Consider the following 17,335-nt stretch of genomic DNA (forward strand, 5'->3'; position numbering starts at 1 on the left):
GGAGCGAACCCGACGCAGTGAGCGGAGTGGTCCGCGAGGTACGAGCGGCCCGCGCAGCGAACGAGGAGCGGTGAGCGACCGACGACACAGCAGTCACCGGCGTGGCCGGGACGCCCGGACGGGCGTGCCGCGCCACGGACGGCCCGCGCTCGGGCACCGGGTTCCGGGCGGCGCCCGAGCGCGGGAGGTCCGTTCAGCGATCCCCCGCGGGGTCCGGGGAAGGGGCTCAGGGGCGCGTCCTCGCCCACTGGACGTCGTCCAGGCGGGTGCCTCCGGGGCCGGGCAGAAGCCCCTTGACTGTGTTCTCCCGGGTGAAGCCCGCCCGTTCGAGCACACGCTGCGAGGCCGTGTTGCCCGGCGTGGTCCCGGCGACGATCCGCCCCAGCGGCGTGTTCGCGAACGCCCACTCGACCAGCAGGTTGACCGCCCGCGTCGTCAGGCCCCTGCCGCGGAATTCCGGACGGAGGCTGTAGCCGAGCATCGCCTGGCCGAGCGGCGGGACGACGCCGGTGAGCTGGATGTCCCCGGCGAACTCGCCGGTCGCCGCGTCCCTGATGGCGATGTCCGCACGCTGGCCGGTCAGCCACCGGTGCGCGGTGTACCGGCAGACGACCTCGCTGCCCGCGTACTCCGGCCGTACGGGCGGGACGTGTGAGTCCATCACGTCGGGCACGGACGCCAGCGCGAAATGGTCGGCGGCGTCGGCGGTGGTCAGCGGCGTGAGCCGGACGACGCCGTCGGTGAGCGAGCCCCCGGGGAACCCCCCGGGGAAGAACGGCAGGAAGGGCGCGATCGGGTCGCCGGGGTCGGTGCTCAGCCGCCCGAACACCGCCAGGTCGGCGCGGGCGTCCCCACGGGCAGAGCCGGCCGCGCGCAGCACGCCCTCGTGCGTGAATCCGCAGCGGTATGCGACCTGCTGGCTCGGGATGTTGTCCACCTCGGCGATCAGCGAGATGCGGGGGACGCCCCGGGCGAAGGCCCGCTCGGCGAGCGCCCGCACGGCGGCCGTGACGACGCCGCGCCCGCGGGCCCACGGCGCGAGCCAGTAGCCCACCTCCGTCGCGCCGAACCGGTCCGGCGGCTTGAGCCCGGCGGTGCCGAGGACCTCGTCCGTGGCGGCGTCGGCGACGAGGAAGTCGGCGCCGCCGTTCTCCCAGGTGGCGGGCGCGGTCTTGGTGATCCACGCCAGCGCGTCGTCCCGCGTGTACGGCGAGGGAACGAAGGGGATGAACCTCGCGATCTCGGGGTCGGCGCAGGCTCGGGCGATCTGGTCGGCGTCCCCCTCGACCGGCAGGCGCAGAACGGCCGGCCCGGCGGGGATCGCCTCTTGGGGCAACATGTCCCATTGTTACCAGCAGTGACACCGCACCGGCCAGGTGTTTTCCCGGCCGGCTCCGCCGTCGTCCGCCTTGCGATGCACCACTCTGGACACCGCTCCGTCCGGGCAAACCTCGTCGGTCGCGGCACCCGTGCCCCTCCCGCCAATCTTTGCCCCGTCGCGTCGCCCAGAGCGGCACCTCGCTGCGTTGTCGTCGTCGCCGATGACGCTGTCATCGGCTCCTCCTCCGCCTTGCGATGCACCACTCTGGACACCGCTCCGTCCGGGCAAACCTTGTCGGTCGCGGCACTAGCCTTTTCCGCATGGGTTTTCGCAGGCACGGCCCGTTTCAGGCCGGAGATCAGGTCCAGCTCACCGACCCCAAGAACAAGCGGCACACGGTGACGCTGAAAGAGGGCGGCGTCTTCCACACGCACAAGGGGTCGATCCCGCACGACGACCTGATCGGACAGCCCGAGGGGTCCGTGGTGCGGTCCTCCGGCGGCACGGCCTACCTGGCGTTCCGGCACCTGCTCGCCGACTACGCGGTGTCGATGCCGCGCGGCGCCGCCGTGGTCTACCCGAAGGACGCGGCGCAGATCGTCGCCATGGCCGACATCTTCCCCGGCGCCCGGGTGGTCGAGGCCGGTGTGGGGTCCGGCGCGCTCACCTGCTTCCTGCTGCGCGCGGTCGGCCCGGAGGGGAAGGTCACCTCCTACGAACGGCGCGCGGACTTCGCCGAGGTGGCCACCAAGAACGTGGAGAAGTTCTTCGGCGGCCCGGTGGGGCAGTGGCGCCTGGTGGTCGGCGACTTCGTCGACGCGCTGGACGAGGCGGACGTGGACCGCGTCGTCCTCGACATGCTCGCTCCTTGGGAGTGCGTTGACGCGGCGGCGAAGTCCCTTACCCCTGGGGGAGTTATTTGCTGCTATGTTGCGACAACGACCCAAATGTCCAGAACGGTGGAAACCCTGCGGGAGCACGGGAGTTTCACCGAGCCTCACGCGTGGGAGACCCTGGTTCGCGACTGGCATGTCGAGGGCCTCGCCGTCCGGCCCGACCACCGGATGGTCGGCCACACGGGATTTCTCGTCATGGCCCGTCGCATGGCGGACGGCGTCACGCCCCCGCCGCGGCGCAGGCGTCCCGCCAAGGGGGCGTATGGAGAGGGGACCGAGCAAGTGTGACGATTCAGCCACAACCCGGCAAAGCCACGTGACACGGGAACATATGGGTGTGTTCCTAATGGTGACCCGAACAATCGGTCCATAAGGTATCAAACGCCGAACACCCAACGTAACTACACGAACACTGCCCGGCCAGGTTACGTACAGCGCCAAGATAGGTAGGGTCTTGAGTAGTCGTTCTCGACGGGGAAGGAGGTGACGGGGCGTGGCAGCTCGCGACGACGCTGAGGCTCGAGCCGCGCAGCGCGAACGGGAGGTCGCGGATCTCACAACACAGGTCTCCTTCCTGCAAGAGGAGATCACCGCGTTGCGCCGGAAGCTGGCCGAGTCTCCCCGGCAGGCCAGGGTCATCGAGGAGCGTCTCCACGAGGCGCAGGCCCAGGTGGCCGCCCTCACAAGCCAGAACGAGCGTGTGGTCTCCACCCTCAAGGAGGCCAGGGATCAGATCGTCGCCCTCAAGGAGGAGGTCGACCGGCTGGCACAGCCGCCGTCCGGATTCGGCGTTTTCCTCGAGGCCAGGGATGACGGCACGATCGAGGTGTTCACCGGCGGGCGCAAGCTCCGTGTGAACGTCAGTCCGGCGGTGGACGTCGACTCGCTCAAGCGTGGCCAGGAGGTCATGCTGAACGAGGCGCTCAACGTCGTCGAGGCCCTCGGCTACGAGGACGTCGGCGAGATCGTGATGCTCAAGGAGTTGCTGGAGAACGGCGACCGCGCGCTCGTCATCTCGCACGCCGACGAGGAGCGGGTCGTCAAGCTCGCCCACTCGCTGCTGGACCAGCCGCTGCGGGCCGGCGACTCCCTCCTGCTCGAACCCCGTTCCAACTACGTCTACGAACGCATCCCCAAGTCCGAGGTGGAGGAGCTCGTCCTCGAGGAGGTCCCCGACATCTCCTACGAGGAGATCGGCGGCCTCAGCCGGCAGATCGAGCAGATCAGGGACGCCATCGAGCTGCCCTACCTGCACGCCGACCTGTTCCGCGAGCACAAGCTCCGGCCGCCGAAGGGCGTCCTGCTGTACGGCCCGCCCGGCTGCGGCAAGACGCTCATCGCGAAGGCCGTCGCCAACTCCCTGGCCAAGCAGGTCGCGGAGAAGACCGGCCAGTCGGGCAAGAGCTTCTTCCTCAACATCAAGGGTCCCGAGCTTCTCAACAAGTACGTCGGCGAGACCGAGCGGCACATCCGCCTGGTCTTCCAGCGGGCCCGCGAGAAGGCCTCCGAGGGCACCCCGGTGATCGTGTTCTTCGACGAGATGGACTCGATCTTCCGGACTCGTGGCTCGGGCGTCTCCTCCGACGTCGAGAACACCATCGTCCCCCAGCTCCTGTCGGAGATCGACGGTGTCGAGGGCCTGGAGAACGTCATCGTCATCGGCGCCTCCAACCGCGAGGACATGATCGACCCGGCGATCCTGCGGCCCGGCCGCCTGGACGTCAAGATCAAGATCGAGCGGCCGGACGCCGAGGCGGCCAAGGACATCTTCTCGAAGTACATCGTCAGCGACCTGCCGCTGCACCCGGACGACCTGACCGAGCACGGCGACAGCCGTGACGGCACGATCGCCGCGATGATCCAGCGGGTCGTCGAGCGGATGTACGCCGAGAGCGAGGAGAACCGCTTCCTCGAGGTGACCTACGCCAACGGCGACAAGGAAGTCCTCTACTTCAAGGACTTCAACTCCGGCGCCATGATCCAGAACATCGTGGACCGGGGCAAGAAGATGGCCATCAAGGAGTTCCTCGACACCGGGCAGAAGGGTCTGCGGATCTCGCACCTGCTGGCCGCCTGCGTGGACGAGTTCTCCGAGAACGAGGACCTGCCCAACACCACCAACCCCGACGACTGGGCCCGCATCTCCGGCAAGAAGGGCGAGCGGATCGTCTACATCCGCACCCTCGTCCAGGGCAAGCAGGGCACCGAGGCCGGGCGGTCGATCGACACGGTCGCCAACACCGGCCAGTACCTGTAACACCCCGGCTCCGGCCGGACCGGTGCCATCGAGGAGCGGCGCGACCCGAATCGCGCCGCTCCTCCGGCTTTCCGGGCGCTTTCCGACGCCGGCACGCGGACGGGGCGGCATCGGGTGCGACAAAAGTGACCTTTGGTGACGATCGTGGTTCGCGGGAACCGAAGCCGGGAGTGATCACGTCAAAGAGGGCGTGATCTTCCTTGGCTCGCGCGGGTGACTGCGGTGAGACAGCCCGTAAGACAGCCCGTGCGGCAGTCCGGCCCGGCCCCGGCCGCGCCGGGTGCGGTCCCGGCGCGGGGTGCCGACGCGGCCGCCGGGAGCCGCCGCCTGGTCGAGCTCGACGTCCTGCGCTTCGTGGCCGCGTTCGCCGTCATGGCCTTCCACTTCATGGCGGCCAGCAAATCGCTGTGGGACGAGTACCCGACCAAGCTGTTCGAGCCGGTCGCCCGCCTGACCACGCTGGGCATCCTCGGCGTGGAGTTGTTCTTCCTCATCAGCGGGTTCGTCATCCTGATGAGCGTCTGGGGGCACACGGTCGGCGAGTTCGCCGTGTCCCGGGTGTCGCGGCTGTACCCGGCGTACTGGTTCGCCGTGCTCGTGATCTTCATCATGTACCGCTTCATCGGGGTCGCCGGATTCGACCCCAAGCTCAGCGACGGCGAGTACCTGCTCAACCTGACCATGTTCCAGGGCGCGTTCGACGTGGGCCACGCCGGCGGCGTCTTCTGGTCCCTCTGGGTGGAGCTGCGGTTCTACGTCCTCCTGGCGCTGTTCTCCCTCGTGGGGATCACGCTGCGGCGTTGCCTGGTGTTCCTGGCGGCCTGGTTCGGCCTGGCGCTGCTGGCCGAGTTCACCCAGAACGAGACGCTCGTCTTCGTCTTCATGCCGCGGCAGGCGCCGTACTTCATCGCGGGCATGGCCTTCTTCCTGATCCATCGCTTCGGGGTGCGTTCGGGGGCCTTCGTCCCATGGCTGCTCGTGGCCGCCGGCTACGGGATGTCCCTGTACGCCGCCATGGAGCGCGTAGGGGAGCGGGTGCGGCTGGTCGGCATCGCCCATTACCCGGCGCCCCCGGAGGCCGTCGTCGTCGCGATCACGGTCGTCTACCTCCTGATGGCCGCGGTCGCCCTCGGCTGGCTGCGGTGGGTGCGCTGGCGTCGCCTGGTCACCCTCGGGGCCCTCACGTATCCGCTCTATCTCGTGCATCAGACGGTCTCGGCGGTCCTGATCCCCGCGTACCGGGACGTGGTGAACCCGTGGCTGATGGCCGCGATCACGATGGCGGTCTCGATCGGGCTCGGTTACCTGATCTACCGTATGGTCGACAAGCCCGGTCAGCGCTGGCTTCGTGCCAGGCTGGGGGCCCTGCTCGACCGCTCCCGGAGGTCTCGCCCCCGGGGCCGCGACGGTACCTCCCGGACTGCGGCGGCCATTCCGGCGCAAAGTCCCGAGGCATCTGTGCCGTAACTGTTCGGTAGCAGGGCATAGAGAAAGGGCTAGGCTCGGATATGACTACGACGGCCTGAAACAGGCGGGGTGCGAATGACGGTTCGGCGGGTGATGGGCATCGAGACCGAGTACGGCATCGCCGTGCCCGGTCAACCGGGAGCGAACGCGATGGTGACCTCCTCACAGGTCGTCAACGCGTACCTGGCGGCGTCGGCCGCCCGGGCTCGCCGGGCCCGGTGGGACTTCGAGGAGGAGAACCCGCTCCGCGATGCCCGAGGGTTCGACCTGGCCCGTGAGGTGGCCGACCAGAGCCAGCTCACGGACGAGGACCTCGGGCTCGCCAACGTGATCCTCACCAACGGCGCACGCCTGTACGTCGACCACGCGCACCCGGAGTACTCCACGCCGGAGTGCACCAACCCCCGGGCCGCGGTGATCTGGGACAAGGCGGGCGAGCGGGTGATGTACGACGCCGCCGTGCGGGCGTCCTCCGTCCCCGGCAACGCCCCCATCCAGCTCTACAAGAACAACACCGACGCCAAGGGCGCGTCGTACGGCTGTCACGAGAACTACCTCATGCGCCGGGCGACGCCGTTCGCCGACATCGTCAGGCACCTGACGCCGTTCTTCGTCTCGCGCCAGGTCGTCTGCGGTGCGGGCAAGGTCGGCATCGGCCAGGACTCGCGTGGCGAGGGCTTCCAGATCAGCCAGCGGGCCGACTTCTTCGAGGTCGAGGTCGGACTGGAGACCACCCTCAAGCGGCCGATCATCAACACCCGGGACGAGCCGCACGCCGACCCGGAGAAGTACCGGCGACTGCACGTGATCATCGGCGACGCCAACATGTCGGAAATTTCGACATATTTGAAGCTCGGCACGACGGCGCTGGTCCTGGCGATGATTGAGGAAGGGTTCCTCACCATCGACCTGACCCCCGAGTCGCCGGTTGCGGCGCTGCGCGCGGTCTCCCACGACCCGACCTGCAAGTACGAGATCGCGCTGCGCAACGGGCGGAAGATGACCGCCGTGCAGTTGCAGATGGAATACCTGGAGCAGGCCCGCAAGTACGTCGAGGACCGCTTCGGCTCGGGCGTCGACGACCTCACCAAGGACGTGCTCAACCGCTGGGAGTCGGTGCTCACCCGGCTCGCGGAGGACCCGATGCAGCTGTCCAGGGAGCTCGACTGGGTCGCCAAGCTGGAGATCCTCGAGGGCTACCGCACCCGAGACAACCTGCCGTGGTCGCACCCGCGGCTGCAACTGGTCGACCTGCAGTACTCCGACATCCGCCCCGACCGCGGCCTGTACAACCGGCTGGTCGCCAGAGGCCGCATGCATCGTCTGGTGACCGACGAGGACGTCGACCGCGCGGTCGAGATGCCGCCCACCGACACCCGGGCCTACTTCCGCGGCCGGTGCCTGCGGCAGTACAGCGAGTCGGTCGCCGCCGCGTCCTGGGACTCGGTCATCTTCGACATCCCGGGCCGCGAGTCGCTCCAGCGCGTGCCGACCCTGGAGCCGCTGCGCGGCACCAAGGCGCATGTGGGCGACCTGCTCGACCGGTGCCGTACGGCCGCCGACCTCGTCGCCGCCCTCACCGGCGAGGGCTGAGCGGGGAGCCGATGACCCGGTCAGTCGTGCCGGGTGATCCGGGGGACCGGCACGCCGCCGGCGCAGCGCACCTCCACCTCGAGCCTGCCCTCGTCCGACTCGAACTTCACCCGGGCGCGGTCGTCCGGCCCCGGGTCGACGTCGTCCACCTCGAAGCCCTGCGCCGGGGTCCACGACTGGAGCCGGACCAGTCCTCCCTCGCATCGGGCGATCAGGCTGCCCGCGGCCGTGGAGACGAGCCTGCGTCCCTTCGCGGGCGCGGCGTTCGGCGTCTCACCGCCGGGGGAGTCCGCCGGGGCCGCACCGGCGGGTGTGGAGGCCGGGGACGGCGGAGCCGGGGTGTCCCGGGCGAGTGCGAGGCGGATCTCCTCGGCCGTCATCGGCCGCTCCGCCGGGCCCGTGAGCGGCCGGCCGAGCAGGCCGAGCACCGCGACGCCCGTGCCGGTGGCGAGGGCGGCGGCCAGGAGCCACCCGGCGACGGCGAGTACGAGGCGGCTGTGCACGCCGCCCACTCTCCCACCGCGAACGCTAAGAGATTGCTAAGGCCCGGATAACGGACTTATGCCGCTTTCGTCGGACGGCTACCGTAGCGCTCAAATGCCAAGCGTGCTGCTCATCGAAGACGACGCCCCCATCCGCACCTCCCTCACCCGGAGCCTGCGCGATCGCGGCCATGCCGTCTCCTCCGTCTCCACCGCCCTCGACGGCCTCCGGTCGGTCGTCGAGGACCGCCCCGACCTGATCGTGCTCGACCTCGGCCTGCCCGACATGGACGGCGCCGACCTGCTGCGCATGCTGCGCGCGGTGAGCCGCGTCCCGGTCATCGTCGCCACCGCCAGGGACGGGGAGGCCGACATGGTCCGCCTGCTCGACGCCGGCGCGGACGACTACGTGGTCAAGCCCTACAGCGCCGCGCAACTCGACGCACGCATCCGCGCCGTGCTGCGCCGGGTCGACACCGGGCGTACGGACACCTCCGTGACGGTGGGAACGCTGCGCGTGGACCCGGGCGCCAGGGAGGCGACCCTCGACGGCGCGGCGCTGGACCTGACGCCGCGAGAGTTCGACCTGCTGCACTATCTGGCGGCCCGCGCCGGGCAGGTCGTCACCAAGCGCGAGTTGCTCACCGAGGTCTGGCGCATCCCCTATGGAGGCACCGACAAGACGGTCGACGTCCACCTGTCCTGGCTGCGCCGCAAACTCGGCGAGACCGCCCAGCAACCGCGCTACCTCCAGACGGTCCGCGGGGTGGGCGTGCGCCTGACCGCGCCGCCTTCGCCAGGGAAGTGAGCTGATGAGGCGCTGGCTCGCGGCCCTCGTCGCGGCGACGACGTCGCTCGTCCTGGTGTCCCTGCTGGTGCCGCTGGCGTTGCTGGTGCGGTCGGTGGCGCACAGCGAGGCCGTCGCCTCCGCGACCCGGGCCGCCGAGTCCGTCGCGGTGGCCGTCGGCGCGGTGGACGAGGAGACGCTGCGGCTGACCGCCGAGCAGGCGGGCGCGTCGAGCGGACACCCCGTCACGGTCTTCCTCGCGGACGGCCGTGTGCTCGGGGCCGTGGCGGCCCGCACCCGCGCCGTCGACCTCGCCGCACGCGGCCGGAGCCTGACCGCGGCCGTGCCGGGCGGCCGGGAGATCCTGGTGGCCGTGCAGGGGGCGCCGGGCGGCACCGCCGTCGTCCGCGCCTTCCTCGGCGACGACGACCTCGACCGCGGCGTCCACCGGACGTGGCTCGCGCTGCTGATCCTCGGGGTCGCCCTGGTCGGGCTCGGCATCCTGGTCGCCGATCGCCTCGCCCGCGCGGTCGTGCGGCCCACCACGGCGCTCGCCCAGGTCTCCCACCGCCTCGCGAAGGGCGACCTGACCGCCAGGGCGACCCCGCAGGGCCCGCCCGAGGTCCGTACGGCGGGCCTGGCCCTCAACCACCTCGCGGGACGCATCTCCGGCCTGCTCGCCGAGGAGCGCGAGACGGTGGCGGACGTCTCCCATCGGCTCCGCACCCCTCTGACCGGCCTGCGGCTCGAAGCGGAGTCGCTGGCGGACCCCGGCGAGGCGGCCAGGATGGAGGCCCGCGTCGACGCGCTGGAGCGGGCGGTGACCGCCGTCATCAACGATGTGCGGCGGCGGTCGCGGGAGCGGGCCTCCTGCGACGCCGTCGCGGTGGTGCGCGGCAGAGTCGAGTTCTGGTCGGTGCTGGCGGAGGACCAGTCCAGGACCTTCGAGCTCGACCTCGTGCCCGGCCCGCTGCCGGTGGCGGTTGCCGCCGAGGACCTGGCCGACTGCGTCGACGCTCTCCTCGGCAACGTCTTCGCGCACACTCCCGACGGGACGTCCTTCCGCGTGCGCCTGGCCTCCGGGCCGGGTGACGAGGTGGCCCTGACGGTGTCGGACGCCGGGCCCGGCTTCGGCCCGGGAGATCCGCCACGACGCGGGGAGAGCGGCGCGGGCTCGACGGGACTCGGGCTGGACATCGCCCGCCGTGTGGCCGAGGATTCGGGCGGCTCCCTGGCCGTCGGCCGATCGGACCTCGGCGGCGCCGAGGTGCGCCTGCTCCTGGGCTCAGGACCTGTTCCCGGCTGAGACCATGTGGCGGTTCGAAGGCCGCGGATCCGGTGGCCGGGCCGGGGCTGGCACTGGGACCGATGTCCGTGCTGACACGGATCACTCTCAGCCGGTCGCGAGCCTAACTTGGGAGCCGTGGACTCGCCATGCAGAACGGCGTCCACGCCGCTGTGTTCACCGCCAGGTGACAGGCATCAGTGAAGAATCATCGGGAGGGCCGCGAATGATCAACGTTGGGAAGAGCCTCACCGCCGTCGCGGCGATCGTGCTCGTCTCGCTCGCCGCGGCCTGCGGCGGCGACGGCAGCGGCGGCGGCGGCAGCGCCGGGAGTGGAGCCGGCAAGGCAGCCGACGTCACCGAGGTCGCCGGGGGAGGTGCCGCGGGCGGCACGGACAACGCGGCGCTCTGCGCGGAGGCTGTCGCCGCGTCGGGCGACTTCATGAGCAAGGTGATGGCGGCGGCCACCGACCCCAAGGGCATCGACAAGGCGATCTCAGACCACGCAGGCACGCTCAAGAAGATCTCCGAGCGGGCTGACGGCGATCTCAAGACGGCCCTGTCCGAGATGGTCGACGCGTTCTCCGAGCTCGACGTCGACTCCGTCACGGCGGCCGAGGTCGGCAAGAAGGCCGACGCGGCTACCAAGAAGCTCATGGCCGCCTGCTCCTGACCCCCTTCCGGTCCTCCCAGTCCGGAAACCACGCTTTAGGGATCGCTTAGCGCGGCCCTAGCATGATCGCTGCGAACCTCGAGGCATGAGACAGACAACGAAGATCGCTCTCGCCGCCGCCGTCACGGTCGCCGCTCTGGCCGCCGGGGGAACCGCCGTCGCCGCCGCCGCGCCCGCCCCTCTCTCCTCGACCGCCTCGGCTTCCCTTTCCCAGACCTCGGTCACCAGGAGCCAGGCGATCGCGATCGCGCTGAGGCGGGTGCCCGGCGCCCGGGTCACCGAGGTCGAACGCGAGTGGGAGCACGGCCACCGCACCTGGAAGGTCGAGCTGCGCAAGGGCCACCGGGAGTACCGGGTCTACGTCGCGATCGCGACCGGGCGGATCGTCAAGTTCCGCGCCCACCACGACGACTGACCGCAGGAAGGAAGGCACGGGCGGCTCCCCGGGCGCGTACCCGGGGGAGCCGCCCTGCGGGTCCCGTCCCCGCGAAGCCGGAGGCCGGCCGGTGCGGGGGGCTACCGGAGGCGCGGAGGTCCGGGGCGGCGGGGCCCGGTCGTGGGGGCGGCCCAGTAGGGATTGTCCCGGCGACGCGAATCCACGTCGTGAATGCGCCCGGTCGTGAATTCCCCGGGCGCTGTGAATTCCCCGGGCGCGAGGGGCCATCCGTGGCCGGAGGAGCGGCCGTAGGGTTGCGCCCCACTTCGTTTGGGCGCGGTACGGCTGGGCAGCTCGCCGGCCGTCCGGCCCGGCGTCGCCGCCGGGATGCCCTGCCGCCGCAACACGTCCACGAGCACGTGCATCGCCTGGTCGACGGTGAGCCGTTCGTCCGGGTCGTGCCGCAGCAGGCCGTCGATCAGCGGTCGCAGGAGGCCCGCCCGGCGCGGCGGCTCCGGCTCGCGGCCGAGCAGCGCCGCGGCCGGCAGCGGGCCCGAGCTCGGGTATGGCGGCCGCCCCTCGACCCCGCAGTACAGCGTGGCGCCGAACGACCACAGGTCGGCGGAGGGGGCCAGGCCCTTCCCGCGCAGCCGCTCGGGGGCGAGATAGGCGCCGGACCGCGCCACGGGCACGGTCGTCGACCCGGACGGATCCCGGTCGAAGGCGGCGATGCCGAAGTCGGTCAGCACCACCCGGTCCTCGGTCAGCATGACGTTGGCGGGCCGGATGTCCCCGTGGACGACGCCCAGCGCGTGCGCGTGCCGCACGCCCGACAGGAGCTGGAAGCCCACCCAGGCGGCCCAGTGGACCGGCAGCCGCCCGAGGTGGCGGACGGTGTCGCCCAGCGTGAGGCCCTGCAGGAGCTCTGTCACGATCCAGAGCCGGCCCTTGTCCTCCAGCAGGTCGTGCACGGTGACGACGGCCGGGTGGCTGAGCCGGGCCGCGGAACGGGCCTCCCGCAGCGCCTGCCGGCGGGCGGCCGGCAGGTCGGCCACGTCCACCCGGTACGGCGGCTGCACTTCCTTGATCGCGACGTCGCGCTTGAGGCGGAGATCGTGGGCCTGCCACATGATCCCGCCGCCGTCGCGTCGGAAGGGCGTCAGCAGCTTGTACCGATCCGCCAGCAGTTGCCGTGCGTGCGATGCCATCGACCACCCGTGCGCTAGGTCGTGCCGTGATCCATCAATTGTCGTCCCGGACGCGGTCGCTCTGCGCCGAAAGGCGGCCACGGGGAGTGTGAGGTCGATAACGATCCGGTCTAATGAAGGCGGTTTCCGCGGGCCGGCGTGCCCGCAGCCGGGCCGGATGCCGCGCGTTTGCCTCCCCGGCGCTCACCGGGTTGTCTGGCCACAGGGGCCGGGCCGAAGATCGCACGCTCTTTCGCGCGCATTGTCGGTCGGTTCGGGGAAGATATGGGGAGAGGCGTCCCCCCGAGCAGCGGAGGTGTCAGGGATGGCGACCAAGGAGAGCGGCGGCCAGAAGCAGACCGGGCGCCAGGAGCACGAAGTCGAAGAGACCGAGGCGCAGGCGTCCCCGGACGTCCAGGAGCGTCACGAGAAGCTCACCGACGACGTGGACGCGATCCTGGACGAGATCGACGAGGTCCTCGAGGAGAACGCGGAGGAGTTCGTCCGTTCCTACGTGCAGAAGGGCGGGCAGTAGCCCAGGCGGGAGGCGTCCGGGCCGGTGGTGGCCGCGCCGGGGGGGACCACCCTCCGGCAGGGCCGCCACCGGACCCGGAGACTTCCGTCGAACGACCCGTCTTCGCCGTCGCGCCCCGCACCGGAGGCCGATGGGGGAGTGGGGAAGCCGCCGCGCCGCGATGACCGGCGCATAAAGCCGCCCTCGGCGGCGATGCGGTAAGCGACGATGCGGTAGGCGACGCCGGCAGACCATCCCGGTTCCACCGGCCCCGTGAACGCCGGGCGTCAGGCTCTGCCGAGATGTCCGCCGAGATGAACGGTCGCGATCTCGAAGGGCTTCAGCGGGACGCGCACCGTCCGCCACGGCGCCGCGGGCCCCTGCCCGTCCGCACCATCGTCTGAGAACACGTCTGGGAACACCTCGTCGCGGGACACCTCCAGAGGGCTCAGGGGAGAGCCCAGCACGCCGGCCGTCCAGGCCGCGGTGAAATCTCCCCGGACGACCGCCTCGGTGGCCGTGGGATGCTCGGCCACCAGGCGGACCTCCAGCCGTCCGTCCCGCTCGCGTAGCGCGGCCATCACGACGCCGTCCCCGCTGATCGCGAGGTGACCGCCCCCGCCCGGGCCGTAGGCCCCGGCGGCGCCGGTGCCCGGTAGGGCCAGCAGGTCGTGGCGGAACTCCTCGGCGAGCCTCGGCAGCCCGGCGTCGTGCCACTCGCCCGCGTACGGCAGGACGGCGAAGCGCACGGTCAGCGGCCCCTGGCACTGGGCGGCGGGGGTGGGCACCTCGGGCCCGGCGGGCTCGTCGCGGTAGGGGTTGCGGTTCCTGGACAGGTAGCCGACGGACCGCACGAGCGTCAGCGCCATCTCGGTCCCGTCCCCGCCGGCCTCGTCCCTGACGATCTCGTACTCGGTGACGTGGTCGAGCAGCACGGCCAGGCCGCCGGCGGCGGCGAAGGACTCGGCGGGGAAGGTCGGGATCGGCCGCTCGCCGCCTCCGCCCTCGGCCGTCAGGCCGCGCCGCACCACGGCGAACTGTCCTTCGGCGTGCGACCCGGCCGCCGCGCGGGGCAGCGGCGCGTGCCAGCGGACGCGGTGGTCGCGGCAGCGCACGTCCATGGTGATCTCGCACCGCGCGAACGGCTCGCCCGCCCTGAGCTCCACCCGGGTAGTGACGGCCGTCGGCACGGTCTCGTCGTCGCCGGCGCCGGCCGGCCAGTCGTACACCCGAGTGATCTCGTACGCGCCGGTCAGCGGGCCCGAGTAGATCTCGTCGACGACGACGCGGGAGGGCCGGTCGAGGAGGCGGTCGTCCGGCGGGGGCGCGTGGTTGTAGGTGTCCCCGGCGTCCCCGCCGTGGACGATCCGCCCGACGCCGTGGACCTCGGCTCCGTCCGCGCCGCGCAGCGAGAGCGTCCCGTCCTCCGCCACGCGCACCCGCAGCAGCCCGTTGTCCAGCACCGGCTCGAACCCGTAGGCGTCGGTCCTCAAAGCACCGGCGACGGATGCGGGCCGGCCGGGTCCGGGCGGCCGGGCGGTGAGGACGGCCCGGCCGAGCGGCGGGACGGTGACCAGCGCGGCCACGGTGACCACGGGCTCGGCCACCGTGCGGACGATCCACGGCCCGGGGCCGGCCTCCAGGACGGCCCGGCGCAGGTCCTCGTAGGCGTACGCGCCGGAGGCATGCCTGCTCACGGTGACGGTGAACACGCCGTCACCGGCGTGCCAGGAGACGATCTCGTGGCCGTACAGCTCCCGCTCGTGGACGCGCCCGAGGAGCCGGGAGAGGTCGTCCATGACGGTCTCGTCGAGCAGCGTGGGAGCGTGTTCGAGCCGCTGCACCGGGACAGACCGGCCCGAGGCGTCCGCCAGGGACGCGCGGTCCTCCGGCAGGTCGGCGAGCACCAGGCCGGTCCGCTCGAACGGGGACGGGTTGACGACCACGAGCGCGCCCTTCGGCGCGGCCTCGGAGAGGGACGCCGCGACCAGGTCCACGACCGCCTGGGCCGTCTGCCCGGCCTCGGCGATCCTCGCGGCCACCTGCTGGGCGGTCTCGTCGGAGCCGCACCCGGTGACCGAGTCGTGCCCGCTGCAGGCGATCACCGACCGCCAGGCAAAGTCGAGCAGGCGCTCGCAGGCAGACCGGTCGAGCAGGCGCTCGCAGGCAGATCGGTCGAGCAGGCGCTCGCAGGCGGACCGGTCGGCGAGCCACAGCGCGGACAGCGGTTCCGCGTAGCGGGTCAGGACGCGCTCGGCCCGCGCCATGGCCTGCTTCATCGGCACCCGGGCCGAGATCACGCCGGGCAGGATGTTGGCCCGCGCGTGCGAGCGCAGCTCGCCCACCACCCGAGGCAGCCCGTCGCCAGGCCCTGTGCCGCCAGGCCGCGTGTCGCCAGGCCCTGTGTCGCCGGGTCGGGGGAGGCCGGTCAGGGCCTCGGCGAGGGTGGCGACGCGGAGCCCCGACGCGGTGATCTCGCGGGCCGGCGCCGAGTGGTCCGCGCCGTACATCGCCAGCAGTGTCCCGCCCGTCGCCCAGCCCTCCGCCGTGGAGACGAAGGCCGTCACGCGGTCGGGCATCCCCTCGGCCGGGCCGGTGAACAGGCCGAACGCGTTGCCATAGCCGCCGGGCAGGTATCCGGTCCTGATCGTGGTGCCGTCGGCGCCGGTCCAGTCGAAGGCGTCGCGGTCCACGTGGGCGGGCACGCCGCGCCACAGGCACGCCAGGCGCAGCCCCGCCAGCGCCAGCATCTGCGGCATCTGCGCGCAGTGGCCGAACTGGTCGGGCAGGTAGCCGACGGGCATGGCGCCGCCGAGCGCGGCGGCGCCCCGCATGCCGTACTCCAGGTTGCGCAGCAGGGTCTCGCCCGAGCACAGGAACTCGTCGGCGAGGATCAGCCAGGGTCCGACGGCCAGCCGTCCCTCGGCGACGAAGCGGGCGACGTCGCCGCGCCGCGCGGGCCGGAGCTCCAGGTAGTCCTCGATCGCCGCGAGCTGGCCGTCCATCGTGAAGCGGTAGGCGGGGTCGGCGGCCATGGCGTCCAGGACCTCGTCGAGCACCCGCACCAGCCCGACCCGGAACCGCTGGAAGGGCAGATACCACTCCCGGTCCCAGTGCGTGTGCGGGACCACCACGATCCTGTCGCTATCTGCTGAGGCTCTCCTCGGTGTGACCGCTGGCTCCACTCCCGCCCTCCTCGGCGTAGCTGCTGACGTCGGCCCCGGCGGTCGCCTCCCGCGGGGCGCCGGTGACCTCCTGGGCGCACTCCCCGCCGATGGGGATGCCCGCCCACCGCGCGTACCGGTGCACGATCCGCTGCGCCGTGACGATATCTTCCAGGGCCCCGTCGAGTCCGGTGAGCGGCGGTTCTTCCTGGGTGACGAAGCGGTGGAAGGCGCGGAGCTGACGTTCGAACGCCTCGGCGACGTCCTCGTTGACGACCGTCCGCTCGGTGGTGCCGACCCGGCAGGTGACCGTCAGCCGGGTGGGCGCGTTCAGCAGATAGGGGGACGGGAAGCGCAGCTCCAGCGAGCCGTGCTCGTGGTGCAGGGTCATGACCTCGTGGTAGGCCGGGTAGCTCGGCAGGTAGTGCCAGCGGATGCCGTACCTGCCGGAGCACTCGCCTCCGAGCGTCCCGCTCACCTCCAGGGACGGCGGGAACGCCTCCACCGGCCACACGGCCACCTGGTCCACTGTGTCGGGAGACCCGGTGAACAGCCGCATCAGCGACAGCTCGTGGCACAGGCTGCTCAGCAGCACCTCCGCGTACAGGCGCCGCAGCCGTTCCGACGACGTGCCGAGGGCGGCCGTGAGCGCCCGCTCGTCGGCCTCCGCGTAGGGGGCCACCCGCTCGGGCGGGGGATGTCCGGGCCGCGCCCGGGCGAACAGCAGCTGCGACTCCTCCGACGGGTGCAGCACGGTGGCGTCCAGGTGGCGGACGACGCCAGGACCGCCGGCCTCGTGCAGCGCCTCCAGCAGCCGCTGGGCGGCCGGGTCGTACTGCTTCATGTAGCCGGCCATCAGCCGCTCGCCGGAAAAGCCGCTCAGCTCGGCCCGGCTGTAGGCGAGGGGCTTCTCGCACAGCACCCACAGGCCGCGTTCGAGGGCGGCCCGCACCAGAGGCCCGTGGGACCCCGGCGTGAGCACGATAAGGGCGTCGAACCCGCCCCTGTCCAGCATCGTCAGCGGGTCGTCGTACGCCGGGACGCCCGCCTCCCGGCCGACCGTCTCCGCGTGCCCGCGGTCGAGGTCGCACACGGCGGCGACCCGGAACAGATCGCGCCGCCGCGCCAGCAGGGGCAGGTAGACGACCTGCGCGACCACGCCCAGCCCGGCGATCCCCACCTTCACCGTCTCCACGTTCTCACCCTCCTCCGCTCGGCGACCGGCGTCCGTGCCCCCTGACCTCCCCACCGGCGGCGGCCCACAACCCCGTCAGCCGCTCAGGGTCAGCCGCTCAGGGTCAGCCGCTCAGGGTCAGCCGCTCAGGGTCAGCCG

Annotated in this window: 14 protein-coding genes; 9 read left to right on the top strand and 5 right to left on the bottom strand. The window is 71.8% G+C overall.

The genetic code is table 11. The features are described from left to right. Positions 1–226 precede the first annotated feature (226 nt). Complete coding sequence (locus ACQEVJ_RS17110) at positions 227–1,339, bottom strand: GNAT family N-acetyltransferase (RefSeq protein WP_433102037.1); 1,113 nt, start codon at positions 1,337–1,339, stop codon at positions 227–229. A gap of 302 nt (positions 1,340–1,641) precedes the next feature. On the opposite strand from ACQEVJ_RS17110, the gene ACQEVJ_RS17115 reads away from it, so the two are divergent. From ACQEVJ_RS17115 to dop, 4 genes are all read left to right on the top strand, one after another. Further along, the gene (locus tag ACQEVJ_RS17115; protein ID WP_433102039.1) at positions 1,642–2,505 is read left to right on the top strand and encodes a tRNA (adenine-N1)-methyltransferase; all 864 of its coding nucleotides are present in this window, start codon (positions 1,642–1,644) and stop codon (positions 2,503–2,505) included. 205 nt (positions 2,506–2,710) lie between these two features. Then, positions 2,711–4,474, top strand: coding sequence for a proteasome ATPase (gene arc / locus ACQEVJ_RS17120; protein WP_433102041.1), 1,764 nt, complete (start codon positions 2,711–2,713; stop codon positions 4,472–4,474). Positions 4,475–4,696: 222 nt separating this feature from the next. Further along, positions 4,697–5,941, top strand: a complete 1,245-nt coding sequence (locus ACQEVJ_RS17125) for an acyltransferase family protein (RefSeq protein WP_433102043.1) — start codon at positions 4,697–4,699, stop codon at positions 5,939–5,941. Positions 5,942–6,016: 75 nt separating this feature from the next. After that, entirely contained in the window at positions 6,017–7,534 is a 1,518-nt protein-coding gene (dop, locus tag ACQEVJ_RS17130; RefSeq protein WP_433102045.1) for a depupylase/deamidase Dop, read from the top strand. A 20-nt stretch (positions 7,535–7,554) separates the two neighbouring features. Here the strand turns inward: dop and ACQEVJ_RS17135 are convergent, their stop codons facing one another. Further along, on the bottom strand, positions 7,555–8,037 hold the full coding sequence (locus ACQEVJ_RS17135) for a hypothetical protein (protein WP_433102047.1): 483 nt from the start codon (positions 8,035–8,037) through the stop codon (positions 7,555–7,557). A gap of 94 nt (positions 8,038–8,131) precedes the next feature. Between ACQEVJ_RS17135 and ACQEVJ_RS17140 the strand changes: the two genes are divergently transcribed. From ACQEVJ_RS17140 to ACQEVJ_RS17155, 4 genes are all read left to right on the top strand, one after another. Continuing rightward, positions 8,132–8,824 carry a response regulator transcription factor gene (locus ACQEVJ_RS17140; RefSeq protein WP_433102049.1) on the top strand — a complete coding sequence of 231 codons (693 nt, stop codon included), beginning with the start codon at positions 8,132–8,134 and terminating at the stop codon, positions 8,822–8,824. Between the two features lie 4 nt (positions 8,825–8,828). Beyond that, positions 8,829–10,109 (top strand): sensor histidine kinase, encoded by a 1,281-nt coding sequence (locus ACQEVJ_RS17145; RefSeq protein WP_433102051.1) that lies wholly within the window; start codon positions 8,829–8,831, stop codon positions 10,107–10,109. Positions 10,110–10,314: 205 nt separating this feature from the next. Further along, a complete protein-coding gene (locus ACQEVJ_RS17150; protein ID WP_433102053.1) occupies positions 10,315–10,761 on the top strand; it encodes a hypothetical protein in 447 nt (148 codons plus the stop codon). An 85-nt stretch (positions 10,762–10,846) separates the two neighbouring features. After that, a complete protein-coding gene (locus ACQEVJ_RS17155) occupies positions 10,847–11,176 on the top strand; it encodes a PepSY domain-containing protein (protein ID WP_433102055.1) in 330 nt (109 codons plus the stop codon). A 101-nt stretch (positions 11,177–11,277) separates the two neighbouring features. On the opposite strand, the gene ACQEVJ_RS17160 is transcribed toward ACQEVJ_RS17155, so the two are convergent. After that, positions 11,278–12,345 (bottom strand): serine/threonine-protein kinase, encoded by a 1,068-nt coding sequence (locus tag ACQEVJ_RS17160; protein ID WP_433102057.1) that lies wholly within the window; start codon positions 12,343–12,345, stop codon positions 11,278–11,280. Positions 12,346–12,649: 304 nt separating this feature from the next. Here ACQEVJ_RS17160 and ACQEVJ_RS17165 point away from each other — a divergent pair, with 304 nt between their 5' ends. Then, positions 12,650–12,859: a ubiquitin-like protein Pup gene (locus tag ACQEVJ_RS17165; RefSeq protein ID WP_183531277.1), complete on the top strand. Its 210-nt coding sequence runs from the start codon at positions 12,650–12,652 to the stop codon at positions 12,857–12,859. Between the two features lie 266 nt (positions 12,860–13,125). Here the strand turns inward: ACQEVJ_RS17165 and ACQEVJ_RS17170 are convergent, their stop codons facing one another. Both ACQEVJ_RS17170 and ACQEVJ_RS17175 read right to left on the bottom strand, forming a co-directional pair. Then, on the bottom strand, positions 13,126–15,972 hold the full coding sequence (locus ACQEVJ_RS17170) for an alpha-mannosidase (RefSeq protein WP_433102059.1): 2,847 nt from the start codon (positions 15,970–15,972) through the stop codon (positions 13,126–13,128). 10 nt (positions 15,973–15,982) lie between these two features. Next, positions 15,983–17,197, bottom strand: a complete 1,215-nt coding sequence (locus ACQEVJ_RS17175; RefSeq protein WP_433102061.1) for a Gfo/Idh/MocA family protein — start codon at positions 17,195–17,197, stop codon at positions 15,983–15,985. Between the last annotated feature and the right edge of the window lie 138 nt (positions 17,198–17,335).

The organism is Microbispora sp. CA-102843 (assembly GCF_050936215.1).
GTDB lineage: Bacteria > Actinomycetota > Actinomycetes > Streptosporangiales > Streptosporangiaceae > Microbispora.